We start from the raw sequence: 17,162 nt of genomic DNA, 5'->3' as shown, positions 1-17,162 counted from the left end.
TTAAATAATCCCATTCCCCGCCTTGCCCTGCTTAAACCCGTTACAATACCGCCTATCAGTTATTTTTAAGCGGTATGAAAGCAATGTCACAAGCCACTAACAATCTCGCGGCCTATATCTGGTCTCTTGCAGACTTACTACGCGGGGATTTCAAGCAGAGCCAATATGGCCGCATTATTTTGCCATTTACGTTATTGCGGCGCTTGGAATGTGTCTTGGCTGACAGTAAAGCCGCCGTGCTCAAGCAGGTTGAAATTGTCGAGCTGATGAATCTGCCGGAAGAAGGCCAGGAAAAACTGCTGCTGCGCGCCACGGGTGGCCTCAGTTTTTACAATACCTCCCCCATGGATCTCTCCAAGCTCGGCGAATCCAATATCAAGGCCAATCTGGAAAAATACATCCAGTCATTCAGCCGCGACGCGCGCGAGATTTTTGATCACTTTAAATTTGCCGAATTTATTGGCCTCTTGAACGACGCCAATCTGCTGTACAAAATCGTACAGAAAGTGCGCCTTACCGATCTAAGCCCCGCCGCCGTCTCCAATCACGATATGGGTTTGGTGTTTGAAGAGCTGATCCGCAAATTTGCCGAAAGCTCGAATGAAACGGCGGGTGAGCATTTCACGCCGCGCGATATTGTTCACCTCACCACCGCGCTGGTGTTTGGCGAAGACGACGACGCGCTGACCAAAGAAGGCCTGATCCGCACCATTTACGACCCCACCGCCGGTACGGGCGGTTTTTTGTCCTCGGGTATGGAATACGTTTACGAGCACAACCCCAACGCCCGCATGGTCGCCTACGGCCAGGAGCTGAACCCCGAAAGCTACGCCATCTGTAAAGCCGATATGCTAATCAAAGGGCAGGAAGTCGCCAATATTAAGCTGGGCAATACGTTATCGAACGATCACCTCTATGCCGAGCGTTTTGACTACATGCTATCCAATCCGCCGTTTGGCGTGGATTGGAAAAAAATCGAAGACGTCATCAAAGACGAAAATACCCAAAAAGGCTTTAACGGTCGCTTCGGCCCCGGCTTGCCGCGCGTATCCGATGGCTCGCTGCTGTTTTTGCTGCACCTGCTCAACAAAATGCGCGACACCTCGGAAGGCGGCTCGCGCATCGGCATTATTCTGAATGGCTCGCCGCTGTTTACCGGCGGCGCAGGCTCGGGCGAATCGGAAATCCGCCGCTATATCTTAGAGGCCGATTTGCTGGAAGCCATCGTCGCGCTCCCCACCGATATGTTCTACAACACCGGCATCGCCACCTATGTGTGGGTGCTGTCGAACAAAAAAACTACCGAGCGCACCGGCAAAGTGCAGCTGATCAATGGCGTGAACCTCTGCGGCAAGATGCGCAAATCGCTGGGCAGCAAGCGCAATGAAATGTCTGAAGCTGATATCCGCGAAATCACCCGCTGTTTTGGTGACTTTGCCATGGTTGATGCGCGCGAGCTGGACAAACCGGCGGAACAAAAAAGCAATCGGGGTCGCCAATCAGCGAACCCGAAAGCCGAAGTAGCTAAAACCTTCGCGGCCAAAATCTTCGCCAACCACGAATTTGGCTATCGCCGCCTCACCATCGAGCGCCCGCTGCGTCTGTCTTACCAATTCAGCGATGAGCGCATTGCCACGCTGCGCTATGAAACCGGCGCGCTTAATGCCGCAATGAAGTGGGTTTATGCCGAATACGGCGCTGCGCATTGGCAAGACTCGGCTGATTGCCAGGACTACGGCCAGCTGGGTGATTACGAAGCCGAAATCCGCGCCTATGTAAAAAGCCACTTTAGCGACCTGAAAGAAAAACACATCAAAGATCTGCTGGATGCACACACCTGGCGCGGCCAGCGCGATCTATTGCTCAAAGCCCGCGCACTGCAAGCCATCATCGGCAGCGCGCAGTTTAACGACTTTAATCAATACGACGATCAACTCAAAGCCGCGCTAAAAACCGCCAAGCTGGCGCTCGACAGCAAAGAGAAAAAGCAGCTCGAAAACGCCGTGAGCTGGAAAAACCCCGCCGCCGAAAAAGTGATCAAGAAGGTTCACAAGTCACCCGCCAAGCCACTCTACGGACTGTTCGCCGTTGGCAATGAAGTGATCGAATACGTGGCCGATGGCGATTTGCGCGATAACGAAAATGTCGCGCTCGACCCGAGCAGCAGCGTTAACGACATCAACGAGGCCTATTTCATTAAGGAAGTGCAGCCACACGTACCCGATGCGTGGATAGCCGCAGACAAAACCGACGACAAAGACGGCCAAATTGGCATTGTCGGCTACGAAATCCCGTTTAACCGCCACTTCTACCAATACCAGCCGCCACGCGACTTGATCGACATCGACGCCGATTTGGACGCCATCAGTGCCGAGATCATGGCCTTGCTGCAAGAGGTGCATTCATGAGTCGCTATCAGGCGTATGCGGAATATAAGGATTCTGGAGTTGAGTGGATTGGCAATATTCCAACAGATTGGGATATGTGGAAAATTGCGCATGCATGCCCATACGTAGCCAGCGGCACAACTCCAAAATCTGATGGCGAAATTTATTATGGCAGTGACAATCTATGGGTAACAACGGGTGAACTTCGCGAGGATGTTATTTTTGACACCCAAAAGAAAGTTACAGACAAAGCATTGATCGATTTGCCAACTTTGCGCGTTCATCCAAAAGGCTCTGTCGCTATCGCGATGTATGGAGCAACAATCGGCAGACTTGGTATTTTTGGCAACGCTGCGACAACCAATCAAGCCTGTTGTGTAATGCCGCCATCTGAAATTTTGCATAACAAATATTTGTTTTACTGGCTCTATGCCACGCGCCAAGAAATCATCAATTTATCTTCGGGTGGTGGGCAGCCGAATGTAAATCAGGAAAAAATAGCTTCACTTAAAGTTAGTGCGCCAACTTTTTTGCAACAGGAAAACATCGCCAACTTCCTCGACCACGAGACGGCGAAGATTGATTTGTTGATTGAAAAACAGCAAGCGCTGATCGAATTGCTAAAAGAAAAACGACTAGCCATTATCAGTCGTGCCGTCACCAAAGGCCTCAACCCCAACGCCCCAATGAAAGACTCCGGCGTGGAATGGCTAGGCGAAGTGCCGGAGCATTGGGGACTCACTCCACTAAAATACTTGTGCTCATTTAGTGGCGGCGGGACTCCAAGCAAAGAGAATTTAAGCTATTGGACTGATGGTAATATTCCTTGGGTCTCACCAAAGGATATGAAATCGTTTTGGATTTCCGATAGCCAAGACAAAATCACGGAAACCGCCGTCAAAGAATCTTCTACAAATTTTGTTGAGGTTGGTTCATTACTCATGGTCGTTCGATCTGGAATATTACAAAGGACTATTCCAATCGCAATTAACACAGTGAAAGTTACGCTAAACCAAGATATGAAAGCTCTTAGCTTCAACTCTCGAATTGATGTTGAATATGCTGCCAATTATATTCTGGGCAACACAGAGTCACTTTTGCTGGAGTGGTCAAAAGAAGGTGCAACTGTAGAGAGCATTGAACATGAATATTTAGCTTCAAGCATCTTTCCTGTTCCTCCTAAAGAAGAGCAAAAACAGATTAATGCAACAATTCAAGCACGTATGGAGACCTTTAGTGCGTTAGAAGAAAACGCAAGAAAAGGCATCTCACTTTTGCAAGAACGCCGCACAGCCCTAATCTCCGCCGCCGTCACCGGCAAGATCGACGTGCGCGATTGGCAAGCGCCCAACTAAACCGTCATTCCCGAGTGCCCTTATCGGGAATCCAGAGGTTTTGCCGGATCCCCGACAAAAGCATTCGGGGATGACGAGCAGATGAGCAATGTATGACCTTGCAACCATTGCGGGCATTGACCTGCAAGGCCATATCCACACTCAACGCCTTTAATTTAACCCAAACACCCAAGCCGACCATGACCGATCTCTCTGCTGAGCGCCAGTTTCAAAACGACATCATTGACCAGCTGGTTGCCAATGGCTGGCAGCTGGGCGATGCCGCGCAGTACAACCGCGAGCTGGCGCTGTATGCGCCCGATCTGCTCGGCTTTGTGCAGGACACGCAGCCCAAAGAGTGGCAGAAATTCTGCACGAATTATCCGAAGGAGCCAGAGCAGAAGTTTTTAGAGATCGTCGCCAAGCAGCTCAATCGCGCCGACCCGAACGCCACGCATAAAGAATCGCGCACCTACGGCACGCTGGGCGTATTGCGCCACGAGCTGCGCGACCGCAATACGCGCTTTTCGCTGTGCCAGTTCAAGCCCGATCATGATCTGAACCCCGATACGCTGGCGCGCTATCAGCAAAACCGCCTTACTGTCGTCCAAGAGCTGGTGTACAGCCCGTGGGGGAGGATTAATACCCCATCCCAGCCTTCCCCTACAGGGGAAGGTGCAGCCCATTTGGCCGAGACGGGCAGCAAGGCCAAAGCATGGCGGATTGATTTGGTGCTGTTTGTGAATGGCCTGCCAGTGGCGACGCTGGAGCTGAAATCGGAGTTTAAGCAGGCGGTGTACAAGGCGATTAAGCAGTACAAAACCACGCGTTTGCCGATTGACCCGATTACCAAAAAGCCCGAGCCGCTGTTGACCTTCAAGCGCGGTGCGATTGTGCATTTTGCGGTGAGCCAATACGAGGTGTATATGGCCACGCAATTGGCGGGGGAAAACACTTTTTTCCTGCCGTTTAATAAGGGCACGGCGGAAGGTGGCGCGGGCAATGATGTGCCCGATGATGTCAAGCGCTACGCCACCGATTACCTGTGGAACGAAGTGCTGTTGCCTGATAATTTGCTCAATATTCTGGCGCGCTTTGTGCATTTGCAGATTGAAGACAAGGAAGACTGGGAAGGCCGTAAATACAAGAAAGAGACGATGATCTTCCCCCGCTATCACCAATGGCATGTGGTGCGCCAACTGCTGGCCGCCGCCTGCCGCGAAGGTGCGGGGCATCATTACCTGATCCAGCATAGCGCCGGATCGGGTAAATCGAATTCCATCGCATGGGTGGCGCATCAGCTCTCTGGCCTTTACAACACTGCGGGCAAGAAGCAATTTGAATCGGTGATCGTGGTGACGGATCGCACCGTGCTCGATGCGCAGCTGCAAGACACGATTTATCAGTTTGAGCACGTCGATGGCGTGGTGGGGCGAATCAATAATGATGAGGGCAGCGGATCGAAATCCGAAAAACTCGCCGCCGCACTGGTGGGATCGCAGCCGATAATTATCGTGACGATCCAGACCTTTCCGTTTGTCTTAAAAGCAATTGAAAACAGCGCGGAGCTGAAACAGCGCAATTACGCCATCATTGCCGACGAGGCGCATTCGTCACAAACCGGCCTGACCGCGAAAAAGCTGAAAGAAGTATTGCTGGTGGAAAGCACCGGCGAAGAAGATGCGGTGGATGATGAAGACGTGATGGCCGCTGCTGCAGGCCAGGCCAAACGTAACCTGAGCTTTTTTGCCTTTACCGCCACGCCCAAAGCCAAAACGCTGGAAATGTTTGGCCGCGTGCCCAACCCCGACGAGCCGCCATCGATCACCAATAAGCCGGTGGCTTACCATGTGTACAGCATGCGCCAGGCGATTGAGGAAGGCTTCATTCTGGATGTGCTGAAGAACTACACCAATTACAAAGTGGCGTACAACCTGGCGATGAAGGTGCGCGAGGCCGATAGCGAAGTCGATAGCAAACGCGCCAAAGTGAAACTCAACCAGTGGGTGCGGCTGCACGACCACAATATCGCGCAAAAAGTGCTGCTGATTGTTGAGCACTTTAAAGATCACGTGATGGGGCTGCTGGGAGGCCAGGCCAAAGCGATGGTGGTGACCAGCTCGCGCAAAGAAGCAGTGCGCTACAAGCTGGGCTTTGATAAATACATCACCGAAAAAGGCTATCAGAAGATTCACGCGATAGTGGCGTTCTCGGGCGAGGTGGAGTTCACTGATAAAGACCCGAACAGTGCCACGCTATTGGGCGAGAAATTCACCGAGTCCAATATGAATCCGAATCTAAAGGGGCGCGATATGCGCAAGGCCTTTGATTCGGATGATTACCAGGTGATGATCGTCGCCAATAAATTTCAGACCGGCTTTGATCAGCCCAAGCTCTGCGCGATGTACGTCGATAAAAAACTGGGCGGCGTAGAATGCGTGCAAACGCTATCACGACTCAACCGTACACATCCGGGCAAGGCCGAATCAGGGACGTTTGTGCTCGATTTCTTTAACGAGCCAGAAGAAATACTGGCGGCGTTCCAGCCCTATTACCAAACGGCAGAGCTGGCGGATGTATCAGACCCGAACCTGGTGTGGGAACTATTTGAAAAACTGCGCGCGGCAGGGATTTTTAACTGGAACGAAGTCGAGCAGTTTTATACCGTGTTTTACACCAGCAGCAAAAGCAATGCGGCGCTGGCCAATATCTGCAAACCGGCCATGCAGCGCTGGCAAATGCGCTACAAATCGGCGGTGGACGCCTTTAAGCAGGCCAAAGATATGTTTGAGCGCGCCAAGAAAAGCGGCGACGCAGTATTGATCGCCAACACCGAAAACAGCCTGAAAGAGTGCACCAAAGAAAAAAACACACTGGAAATCTTTAAAAAAGATCTGGGCAGTTATGTACGCTTTTACGAGTTTATGTCGCAGATTATCAACTATGAATCGCCTGATCTGGATAAGCTAAGCCTGTACGCGCGCCACCTGCGCCCTATGCTGCGCGAGATTGGCTTAGGCGAAGAGGAGATTGATCTGAACAATGTGGTACTGAGCCACTATCGCCTGTCCAAAATCCGCCAGCAGGATTTGGTGCTGAAACAAAACAGCGCCGAATATCAGCTGGCCCCAAGCGACGAATTGGGCAGTGCCAAGCCGAAAGATCTGAAAGAAGAGTTTTTATCGCAGATTATCACTCGGCTGAATGAGCTGTTTGTAACTGATCAGCTGACCGACAACGACATGGTGAACTACGCCTACACCATCCGCGACAAGGTGGGCGAAAACGCCATTGTGATGAAGCAAATCGCAAACAACACGCCAGAGCAAGCGATGCTGGGCGATTTCTCCAAAGCCATCGACAACGCCATCATGGACAGCAGCGCAGCGCATCAGAACCAGATGCTGCAGCTGCTATCTGATCCAAGCAAAGCGCAGAAATTTGCGCGGGTGGTGTTTGATTTGTTGGCGATGGGGGGAAGGTAGAAAAAACCGGGGGCAAACGCCCCCTGCTTTAACGCTTACACTACGCCCTCAGCAATCTCAAACCATTTATCACCACCAGCAAACTCACCCCCATGTCGGCAAACACGGCCATCCATAGCGTGCCATGGCCTGCCAGGGTAAGGGCCAGAAACAGCGCTTTTACCAGCAGCGCCAGCGTGATGTTTTGCACCAGGATGCGATGCGTGGCTTGCGACAAGCGGATGAATTCGGGGATTTTGCGCAGATCGTCGTCCATCAGCGCCACGTCGGCGGTTTCGATGGCGGTGTCTGTGCCTGCCGCGCCCATGGCAAAGCCAATATCGGCGCGGGCTAAGGCGGGTGCATCGTTGATACCATCGCCCACCATGCCGGACGATGCCGCCATGACCTCCACAAGGCGCAGCTTATCTTCTGGCAGTAAATTACCATGCGCCTGGGCAATGCCCAGATCGCTGGCAATCGCCGCCACGGTGTGCTCGTTATCCCCTGATAACACGATCGTTTCTACGCCTAGCGCTTGCAGCTGATTAATCGCCTCACGGCTGCTTGGCCTTACCGTGTCGGCCACGGCAAACAGCGCCAGTACGCGATCAGATGCTAGTACCACCACCGATTTACCCTGCATTTCCAGTACTTGCAGCTTTTCCTCCAGCGCTGGCGAGCAAAGGCCCAGCTCTTCGACCAGGCGATGATTACCCATTGCATAGGATATGCCCTCAATCTGCCCGCTGATGCCGCGCCCAAGCAGTGCTTTTACATCGCTCACTTCAAGATAATCATTGCTCTGCGCCGCAATCGCCATAGAAACAGGGTGATCCGAGCGCGCGCCCAGGCTGGCGGCGATACGCTGGCAAACCTCTACGGGCACATCAGCCAGCGCCGCCATATCGGTTTGCACTGGTTTGCCAAAAGTGAGCGTGCCGGTTTTATCCAGCGCCAGGCTTTTTAGCTTGCGCCCTTCTTCCAGATAAGTGCCGCCCTTAATCAAAATACCCAGCCGCGCCGCACGGGCAAGGCCGCTGACAATCGTTACCGGCGTAGAAATCACCAAAGCACAGGGGCAGGCAATCACCAGCATCGCCAGCGCGCGGTAAATCCATTCCTGCCACGCGCCCCCCAAAAATAGCGGCGGAATCACCGCCACGGCCAAGGCCAGCACGCAAACTACAGGGGTGTAAATTTTAGAAAAGCGATCCACAAAACGCTGCGTTGGCGCACGCACGCCTTGAGCCGCCTCCACCGCATGGATAATCCGCGCCAGCATGGTGTTGCCCGCCACCGCCGTGACCCGATATTCAAACGAGCCAGTTTCATTAATCGTGCTGGCAAACACCGTATCGCCGATATTTTTTTCTACCGGCAAGCTTTCCCCTGTAATTGCCGCCTGATTAATAAACGATTGCCCCAAGATCACCTCGCCATCCAGCGCAATCCGCTCGCCAGGCCGTACCCGCAAAATACTGCCTAGCGCAATATCAGCCGCCGCCTGCTCTTGCCAGCTGCCATCGATCTGCTGCACCGTGGCGCGCTCTGGCGTGAGCTGCAATAAGCCGCTGATGGCGTTTCTGGCGCGGCCTAAAGATTTGGCCTCGATCAACTCAGCAAGGGTAAACAAGACCATCACCATCGCGGCTTCCGGCCACTGCCCAATCAGCAAAGCGCCCGTCACCGCAATACTCATCAGCGCATTGATATTTAAATCGCCGTTAGAAACTGCAATCCAGCCTTTTTTGTAAGTTGTCAGCCCACAAGTCAGCACAGCCGCAACGGCCAGCACCGCCGTTAACCACACCGGCATCGCCAGCCAATCGCAAACCTCAGCCCCCACTGCCAGTGCGCCCGCCAGTGCCAGTGGCCACCAGGGCTTTGCGACCTCAGCCACAGCGGTTTTGCTTCCATTATCCACACGCGGCGTAAAGCCCAGCTCGGCAATTGCTGCCAGAATCGCAGGCAGCGCCTCCTGGCGATGCGATACGGTCAGCACGCGTTGCAGCAAATTGAACTGCAAACCACGCACATCCACCATCGCCCCCAGCTTTTTGCGAATCAGCCCCTCTTCAGTCGGGCAATCCATCTGCTGGATATGAATACGGCTTAACACCCCTGCACCATCACCTTGCGGCAAAGGTGGCGGAGGCGATCCAACAACGCGGTAGCGGGGTTTTGCGGGGGAAGAATGCTTGCAACAATTGGACACGGTGCGTACTCCTGATATGCTTTAGAGCATTACACAGCCTGAAGCCACTTTAGGGTCAAGCACCATTGCAAAATATGTTTTGCCAGGCAGCTGACATCCGCCAGCCTTTGGCGTGAAGCAAAGATATCAGTGGGCTTTGCTTACCTAAAATCAGCATGCACATGAACCAAGGGCGTGCGTAAAACTTAGCTCAAGCAAGAAGGAAAACCATGAAAATCGGTGAACTCGCCCAGGCCGCACAATGCACAGTAGAAACCATCCGCTATTACGAAAAGGAAGCGCTGTTGCCTGCGCCTGCCCGCACCAGCGGCAATTATCGTGATTACAACGAGATTCATCTGGAGCGCTTAAGCTTTATTCGTAACTGTCGGGCGCTGGATATGACGCATCAGGAAATCCGTGCCTTATTGCAACTGATGGATCAGCCTGAAGACAACTGCCACTCAGTGAATAATCTGCTCGACACGCATATAGAACATGTCAGCATCCGGATTCAGGAGCTGCTGAAGCTGGAAGCGCAGCTAAAAACACTCAGGCAGCTGTGCCAGAGCGAGCAAGCAGTGCAAGACTGCGGCATTGTGCAAGGTTTAAATAATATGGAAGTCAGCAATACACCTGAACGGCATACTCATTTAGGCTAGTATCTTACACACGCAAAACCCACACCTCACCACCGGATTCGTGAATGTCGCCTTTTTTCAGAAAGATCGCCCTCGCCATCGTTGCCCGTCCGCGGCTTGCCGCTAAACTGATGAAGCTTGGCTTGAACTGGTTTCCCGCCATTCGCCGCACCGGCTGCAAAGTACGTGAAGTATCGCCTGATGTGCGATATATCCGCGTGGAGCTGCCGCTGAATTGGAAAACGCGCAATATCAATGGCACAATTTTTGGCGGCAGCATGTTTGCCGCCACCGACCCATTTTATATGAGCATGCTGTATTTTAATCTGGGGGATGATTATGTAGTTTGGGATAAAGGCGGCACCATCCGCTTTAAACGCCCGGGCCGCGGCACGCTGGTGGCCGAGTTTAAAATCGATGAATCGGAGCTCACCGAAATCCGCGACCTGCTCGCCCTCACCCCGGAAATAGACCGCGTCTACCCCGTGCAACTGATCGATCAAAAAGGCTATGTCTGCGCCGAAGTAGAGCGCGTCTTATACATCGCCCATAAAAGCGCTTACGACAATAAAATGGCGGAAAGACGGGCGAAGCGGGATATGGCTGAGGCGGAAAGCCCCAAATAAAAATCAATTACAAACAGGCAATTAACTATATATTTCCAAACAAGCACAGCCAGTGAATGACTTAATCAAACAGAAGCCAGCATATTAAAAATATGCTGGTTTCTGTTTATAAAGCATTACTTTTTCAAAGGCATCCCCGTAGCTACATCCAAGCCTTTCGCATCTGCCAGTTTTTTTATAAGTGCTTCTGATGGTTTTTCTGGTGCAATATTCGCTTTAAACTCTTTCAGCCATTGAAATGTACCATCCCATTTTGGGAGCTTGGCAGGAGGTAAGGGCGCAATCTGATCTAAATCAGGAACCTTAGGCTTGGCGTAGGAATATGCGCTTAAAAATTTTCTTATTTTATGGTAACGTTCAACTCGTTCATCATCCTTATCCTGCGCCAAATAATATAAGCGGTCATCTATGGACGGTGATTTAAATGCATTTTCCAAAGCAAGTGCTGAGCTACTACTTCCCGCCGCCACTCCTAACTGAAACGCGCTCACTGCTGCATCATATCTCTTATACACTGATTGATGATCTCCTAAAGCCCTTGCCGCGTCTGCATTCCCCTGATCTGCTGCACACCCCCATAACTGAACAGCCACATCAGGGGCATTATCAATGGCAGATAATTTATCACCAACATAATACTGAGCATCTGGATTCCCCATATCGGCGGCTTTACGAAAGTATCGCAAAGCCAATGCAGCATCCTGATGAATGCCCGCACTACCACTCTTAATATAAACTCCCATTAAAAAATAACCTGCGGGTATATTATCTTTAATCAGTGCCTGCGCCCAATCAGCCATCTCTGTTGAATCCCCACTAAACTTCTTGCGCATCATGCCATTCTGTAAATTAATACTGGCTTTATGATGGCCATGCGCCGTAGCAATCCGATACAAACGACCAACTTCCGTGTATACAGACGCATCCTGGGCTAGGATATTATTCTTATCCAAGTAGCGTGCATATTTAAACAGCAAATCCGGCTCTGCTGCTAATTCAGGTAAAACTTCCTGCTCTTTCGCACAGAAAAAAGATAACTTTACTTTGATGCTTTCCATTTTATTTAGGCTTATACTACTTAAAGGGCCAGAAATAGAATAGAAAGGGGAAAACAATGCAGTAAATAGTAATATTCGATTAAATTTTCGCATATTGATCTTTCTGCTATTGGCTATAGTTCTTGAGCATACTTAAACTTGCTATAAAATCACTCTAATCGGGCTGTCGGAACAACGTATTGCTTTCATATAAGTACTTATTGAAGGCGACGAGAAAATTTCACTTTAATAATATGCTGGTTTTGTAGGAGTAATTCTCCCCTCTCGCGAACATGATAGATCCGCAGACATTCCTGCACGAATAATGCCCCAGCCTTCGCAGCTAATTGGCATCAGTCAGGCCTTAGCTGGCCAAACTCCAGGCAGCCTGCTTCGCAAACTTCTGCAAACTTAGCCACACTGCTGAATAAACCGACTTGCCATCGGTGAGTGATCATGACTGAAGCCGGATTCAAGAATGAGATTTGCAGCGCCTCCCCATTGTCACGCCCCAAAGCAAAACTTTTCATGCAAGTAATCTTATCCCAAGGGATTAGCCCATGCTGCTTGCTGTAAAGACCATCTTTATCAGCAGACAAATAATCACGCGTAAATTCCAGCCCCCAATTTATCAGCCATGCACCTGCACCGCCTCCCATTAACATTAAAACCATGCTATAGCCCATATATTCGTCAGAACGGACAGATATATCAGGCTGTGGAAAATAGGGAGTAAAGGCTAGTATTCCACTCATGATTAAATCTGGCATAAAAACGATGCTTGCTGTCATCCATAAAAACAAGGAGATAAATCCAAAAATAGCGGCATACTTTCTGCTTTTATTCGCCACACTATGCGCGCGCCATCGATTATTCCCCGAAACAGGCGTAGTCCAATCTGTAGTCAGGCAGCTCAATGCCCCCTGAGGCAAAAATTGAAGCAGTTCTTTTAAAACAGCAACATCAGCCCCCCTGCCAGAATAATGAAATACTCCATGCCCCGGCGAGCCAATTTTAAGCTCAAATGAATAAGCCTGCTGCGATTGCGTGGTTTGCGCCTTAACACGATTTCTCATTAAAAATGATATTTCTAAATCAGACCAGTCCAGCGGATCACTATGCTGATTAAACCAGCAGCCACTTTTATTAAAACGAATAATCAATTTTCGCTCTGAATAAGCAAGAAAAAACCAGCTTCCCAGCATCAAAACAAAAATACTGATTGCTTGATATTTTAGCCAATCGCCCGGCACATACCATTGCATCCCATCCAGCCGAATAAAGATCATAGCCAGACCTGCCAAACCCAGGAACAAAGAGAAAATACTTAAAAACAGCAGTGAAACACCCAGCCATTGGGTGAATTTCTCTGCCTTGGTCGGAACATGATTCGTTTGAATGACATTTAAACTTCTAATTGGCGTATTTTCTTGTCTAAATACAGATTTAGATTGTGTTTTCTTTCGCATTAAATCACAGCAGGTAAAATAACGGGGGGTTCAAAATAAATAAAGCCTTGGTAAAAATTAATTTTCACCAAGGCTGCGATACTTAATCGGGGAAGATGTATCTGTCTTTCAAATAGCCGCCGCCCTCACGCCTTGTCCAGGTTTGAGAGGTAATCAAAACGTTTCTTAGCTCAGGCGCATCGGCATCGGTCAGCACTGGGAAAACTTTATCCGTTTTTAATTTATCCTGCTCTTCAACAGAAAAAACCCGTTCGCTGTCTTTTTTCATTTTTCGTTTATTTGTTAATAAATCTCTGATCTCAGGGTCTGCCTGCGCATTTTCATACACTTTCCTGTCATAGGCTTTTTTCTCAGAAGGAGGATCCTTTTGCATTTCCAATAAACGCTCGGCTTTCTCTTCTTTCGTTACATAACCCGCCAGATAAAACCCGGCCAAAGAATCATGCACATGCAGATCCAGCAATTGTAATTCGGGCGGCAAGGTGGTATCCGGTACGGCATCAAATATTTCTAATGCCATACTTTCTATCGCATCCGGTTTATTACGATGATCCGATCTGGACAATGCCCGCTTATTAGCCAATTTGGAATTTTGCTGAAAATCAATATTATCATTAACAGGAAAACGGCCACGCTCAGGAGGCCTTGGCCTGCCGCCATTTGCACGCTCTTTTAATAATTTTAAATCACCCTGCAAAAGGGCGTTATAGCTGCTTATATCTTCTTTCTCTTGTGGGTTGGCATTTTTAAAAGCTTCTGATTTTTCAAAGCCATTTAAATAAAAACGGCGATAGCGATAATACATTCGCATATGGGCATTGATTAGTTCTTCATAACTACCCGCCCATGCACCAGCCGCCATATATAAATTCCAGCGTTTGGCTAATTCTGCATCAAGTTCAAAATCAACTTTCAGCCTGTCATCCATCTCCTGATACAGCGCCAGCGGTACACCGGCCATCACTGCCGCCTTATGCATATGTAATAAAGGCACCTGGGAAAGCATTTTTCCTATACTGCCCGCGCGGCCCTGATCATTTTTACCGTAGCCCCCGCCAATATCCGAATGCACACCGGGATAGATATATTCGCTGGCATTACCGCCTAATACACGGGTAATCGGGAAATTCATCCGCTGCTCGTGCGCTGCAATATAGTGCACCGTTTTTTTAACTAAGCCCGGCAATGGTTTCAGCGTTTCCGCTGCCCAATCAAAATGCCCATTGGCAAACCAGAGTATTGTGGTTTCAGAGGCAGAATTAGCCAAGCCAACCGATGCCACCGAATCAAACAAACCTAAAAAATTGATTTCCACCGGAATACCGCAAATACAGCCATGATCCAAAGCGGCATCCAGCCAATAGCAAAAAGCCCGCGCCTCAATCGCCCCGCGAGAGAAACCAAATACCGCCACCTTAATGGCCGGAATCATCGGTTTAGGCTTAGCTTGCCGCGCTTCTTCCAGCTTTTTATTTAATTCCTCACGCAAATCGGCAAACCAGCTCTTGCGATTAGGCCTGGGCTGCCGTCTTTGTGGATCATAATTATTCTGCTGTTCTACATCCTCTTTATAGGCTTTGATTTTTTTGGCAATATCATTTTCATTTAACCAATCTTTATCATTGACAATTGCCTTGTGTACTGCATTATAGGTATGGAGTAATGCATATAATATACGGGCCTGTCCGCCCTTAGCCATCGCCTTACCATCTGCAGTTTCACGCAACTCATCGTTCACCTCAAAACGAGTCCCTACACCAGGAATATAAGTAGCATAACACCCAGATTTAAACAGGGAATTCTTCACATTAGTGGCTTTATGCGACTTAAACAAACGAACAATATTACTATGTGATAAATCGGCTTCATCACGCTGCATATTATTGTTAGTGCCATCAAAAAATAGACTAATTGCTACGTCTAACTTACATGAAGTAGGAGTAGCTGGCTCCGCTGAGCAAATCCTTTTCATGATTTCACTTGGCGGCAGGGCTAACTCTTTTTCAGCACTATCCTCGATACGCTTTGGAGCAGAATTAATTGCTCCCATTATTTAACCTCAAGCGGAGGCGTAATGGAATTTATTGAAATAGGATGATCTGGGCTTGATGGGCCATCATATGCTGAAGAGACAACCCGCACTTGATCATTTTCAAAGAAATGCACATATAAAATACCCGGTGTGTCATACGGCATAATAGTCGTATATTTTTCAATCCAATTATCTTTACCTTTTATTGGGCGATTCCAACGGACTTTCACCTTCATTCCTTGCTGCCACTTCCTAGGCAATCTATACCCACCAGCAACCAACTTCCCGCAATTCCCCCCCCCCTCCATATTGCTACTAAAGGGCTCTTGAACATAATAAGTATGGATATAATCAACATTAGAATGTTCAACACACATCGTCCCAACACCCAGCATCGGTATTTCCTTCTCCAACTCCTCCGCAGCCCTGGCTTTATTTTCTGCAATCTTATTTTGCCCGGGAAAACGCTCGTAACTGCTGCACGCGCTAATGGTTAATACCATCAGTGCTACAAATACGGCGCGAGGTATAGTATTCAATTTATTTTTCATATATCACTCCTTTTCTGAAAATACTTACCGCCAGAAAGTGGCGGGCAAATGGTTTATGGCATCCGCCAGCTCTTGTCCATCTAGTATTATTTTTTTGAATACGGCGTAATCTGCAGACTGATTAATGCCTTCTGCGGCCATTAGCTGAAGCAGTGCCATTTGCAGTACTTCCTGAGCGCCATTCAGCTGTAATTCTTTTGCGTCTTTTACTCCTTGCTCTACCCGTTTAAACTGCTCACCGCAGGTATAGGGCAATAAAATACTGCTGTATTGATCCCGCACGGTTGCTAAAATAGAATCAGGCGTTGCCGCATCAATCATTTCAGAAAACTGATTTTCATCCATTTTCAACACACCCGCTTCCGCATTCCAAAGCGCAGTATTTTTATTATTACCAAACTGATTTTGTATTTTCCCAAATCGATCAGGGATCATCCAGCAGTGAACAGGCTCAAGCAATATGCTTTTTTGCTCTTCATTTAATACATCAAAAAGAGAAATTAATATCCGTGTATCGGCATAGCGCAACGGCCATTCTGTGTTGTCTTCGCAATAAACCTTTAGCAAATACTCCAGATGCTGTTTTAAATCGCTTAAATCACAAGCACTGCGAATAAAGCTCAGCATGGGCTGCCCCTTGCACAGCTCTATCAATTTGGCAATATGTGCTGCGCTGTGATCCTCTCCGATCAAATACAAGACAGGGGAATATTTGCCTAAATCTGCCAATTCAGTGTTTTGATAAAGCTCGACAGACGGCCATTTTTTTAGTTGCTTACTTATTCCCAAATTAAATGCAGAATCTACAACGGCATACAGTGCGCCGTATTCCGCACCAGAGGCAATCGCATCATAAAGCGCGGCAGTATCATGAATGACTTCAACTAAATTCGTCATGCTTGCAATACTCCTTAAGCGATAAAAGGGCTACCTGATTTCATCGCTGCTAATAAACATGGAATACAAACCGTATTTGGAAACTGCGGCAAAGGCGGCATCATTTGCGCAGGCCCGCTCACATCATGATTCGCACCCTTCACCGTCACCGTTCCCGGGCAGTGGATTTCGATATTGCCACCTTTCAGCCGGATATAGCCTCCCCCTGCCGTGACCAGAATTTCGTCTTTAGCCACCACAGTGATGCTTTCTTTGCAGGCGGTGACTTTTAAATCTTTGTCGCCGGTGATTTCAATATCGTCGCTCTGCGCCTGCAGCTGGATTTTGCCTTTGGCTGCGATCAGTTTGAGCGAAACTTGGTCTTTTACCCCGGCTACAAACAGGCTGATGTGTGATCCAACATTGTGTATCCAGCGGCGGCCGGAGGTTTGGTTGGTGTCTCTTTGGGCGACCAGATCGAGGTTTGTGCCTGCGGCGATGGTCTGGCTTTGCGGGCTGGTGATCGCTACGCCGTCCTCGCCATGCAG

At 49.2% G+C, this 17,162-nt stretch carries 12 protein-coding genes; 5 read left to right on the top strand and 7 right to left on the bottom strand.

Going from position 1 to position 17,162, the window contains the following annotated elements; genetic code table 11:
* The first annotated feature begins 83 nt into the window (after nucleotides 1-83).
* The 3 genes from HA050_RS20980 to HA050_RS20970 all read left to right on the top strand — a co-directional run bounded on the left by HA050_RS20980 (nucleotide 84) and on the right by HA050_RS20970 (nucleotide 7,206).
* Nucleotides 84-2,408 (top strand): type I restriction-modification system subunit M, encoded by a 2,325-nt coding sequence (locus tag HA050_RS20980; RefSeq protein WP_166830371.1) that lies wholly within the window; start codon nucleotides 84-86, stop codon nucleotides 2,406-2,408.
* Nucleotides 2,405-3,742, top strand: coding sequence for a restriction endonuclease subunit S (locus tag HA050_RS20975; RefSeq protein WP_166830369.1), 1,338 nt, complete (start codon nucleotides 2,405-2,407; stop codon nucleotides 3,740-3,742). The genes HA050_RS20980 and HA050_RS20975 overlap by 4 nt, the downstream gene beginning before the upstream one ends.
* A gap of 92 nt (nucleotides 3,743-3,834) precedes the next feature.
* Complete coding sequence (locus tag HA050_RS20970) at nucleotides 3,835-7,206, top strand: type I restriction endonuclease subunit R (protein WP_205836540.1); 3,372 nt, start codon at nucleotides 3,835-3,837, stop codon at nucleotides 7,204-7,206.
* Between the two features lie 40 nt (nucleotides 7,207-7,246).
* Here HA050_RS20970 and HA050_RS20965 read toward each other — a convergent pair whose 3' ends face one another.
* Nucleotides 7,247-9,403, bottom strand: coding sequence for a heavy metal translocating P-type ATPase (locus HA050_RS20965; RefSeq protein ID WP_308418923.1), 2,157 nt, complete (start codon nucleotides 9,401-9,403; stop codon nucleotides 7,247-7,249).
* A gap of 209 nt (nucleotides 9,404-9,612) precedes the next feature.
* Between HA050_RS20965 and cadR the strand changes: the two genes are divergently transcribed.
* Nucleotides 9,613-10,044: a Cd(II)/Pb(II)-responsive transcriptional regulator gene (cadR, locus tag HA050_RS20960; RefSeq protein ID WP_166830368.1), complete on the top strand. Its 432-nt coding sequence runs from the start codon at nucleotides 9,613-9,615 to the stop codon at nucleotides 10,042-10,044.
* A 44-nt stretch (nucleotides 10,045-10,088) separates the two neighbouring features.
* Complete coding sequence (locus HA050_RS20955; RefSeq protein ID WP_099398785.1) at nucleotides 10,089-10,649, top strand: DUF4442 domain-containing protein; 561 nt, start codon at nucleotides 10,089-10,091, stop codon at nucleotides 10,647-10,649.
* A 116-nt stretch (nucleotides 10,650-10,765) separates the two neighbouring features.
* On the opposite strand, the gene HA050_RS20950 is transcribed toward HA050_RS20955, so the two are convergent.
* The 6 genes from HA050_RS20950 to HA050_RS20925 all read right to left on the bottom strand — a co-directional run.
* Nucleotides 10,766-11,800, bottom strand: coding sequence for an SEL1-like repeat protein (locus HA050_RS20950; RefSeq protein WP_166830366.1), 1,035 nt, complete (start codon nucleotides 11,798-11,800; stop codon nucleotides 10,766-10,768).
* A 239-nt stretch (nucleotides 11,801-12,039) separates the two neighbouring features.
* Nucleotides 12,040-13,155 carry a hypothetical protein gene (locus HA050_RS20945; protein WP_166830364.1) on the bottom strand — a complete coding sequence of 372 codons (1,116 nt, stop codon included), beginning with the start codon at nucleotides 13,153-13,155 and terminating at the stop codon, nucleotides 12,040-12,042.
* 82 nt (nucleotides 13,156-13,237) lie between these two features.
* Nucleotides 13,238-15,205 (bottom strand): T6SS phospholipase effector Tle1-like catalytic domain-containing protein, encoded by a 1,968-nt coding sequence (locus tag HA050_RS20940; protein WP_205836539.1) that lies wholly within the window; start codon nucleotides 15,203-15,205, stop codon nucleotides 13,238-13,240.
* The gene (locus HA050_RS20935) at nucleotides 15,205-15,738 is read right to left on the bottom strand and encodes a DUF3304 domain-containing protein (protein ID WP_166830362.1); all 534 of its coding nucleotides are present in this window, start codon (nucleotides 15,736-15,738) and stop codon (nucleotides 15,205-15,207) included. Before HA050_RS20935 ends, HA050_RS20940 begins: the two co-directional genes overlap by 1 nt.
* Nucleotides 15,739-15,762: 24 nt before the next feature.
* Nucleotides 15,763-16,635, bottom strand: a complete 873-nt coding sequence (locus tag HA050_RS20930; protein WP_166830360.1) for a DUF4123 domain-containing protein — start codon at nucleotides 16,633-16,635, stop codon at nucleotides 15,763-15,765.
* Between the two features lie 14 nt (nucleotides 16,636-16,649).
* The coding region (locus HA050_RS20925; protein ID WP_166830358.1) for a DUF2345 domain-containing protein at nucleotides 16,650-17,162 on the bottom strand (513 nt) is incomplete at its 5' end.

It is taken from the genome of Iodobacter violaceini, assembly GCF_011601265.1.
GTDB lineage: Bacteria > Pseudomonadota > Gammaproteobacteria > Burkholderiales > Chitinibacteraceae > Iodobacter > Iodobacter violaceini.
Note: the sequence above shows the minus strand (reverse complement) of the source record. Positions and strands in the feature narration are given on the sequence as shown.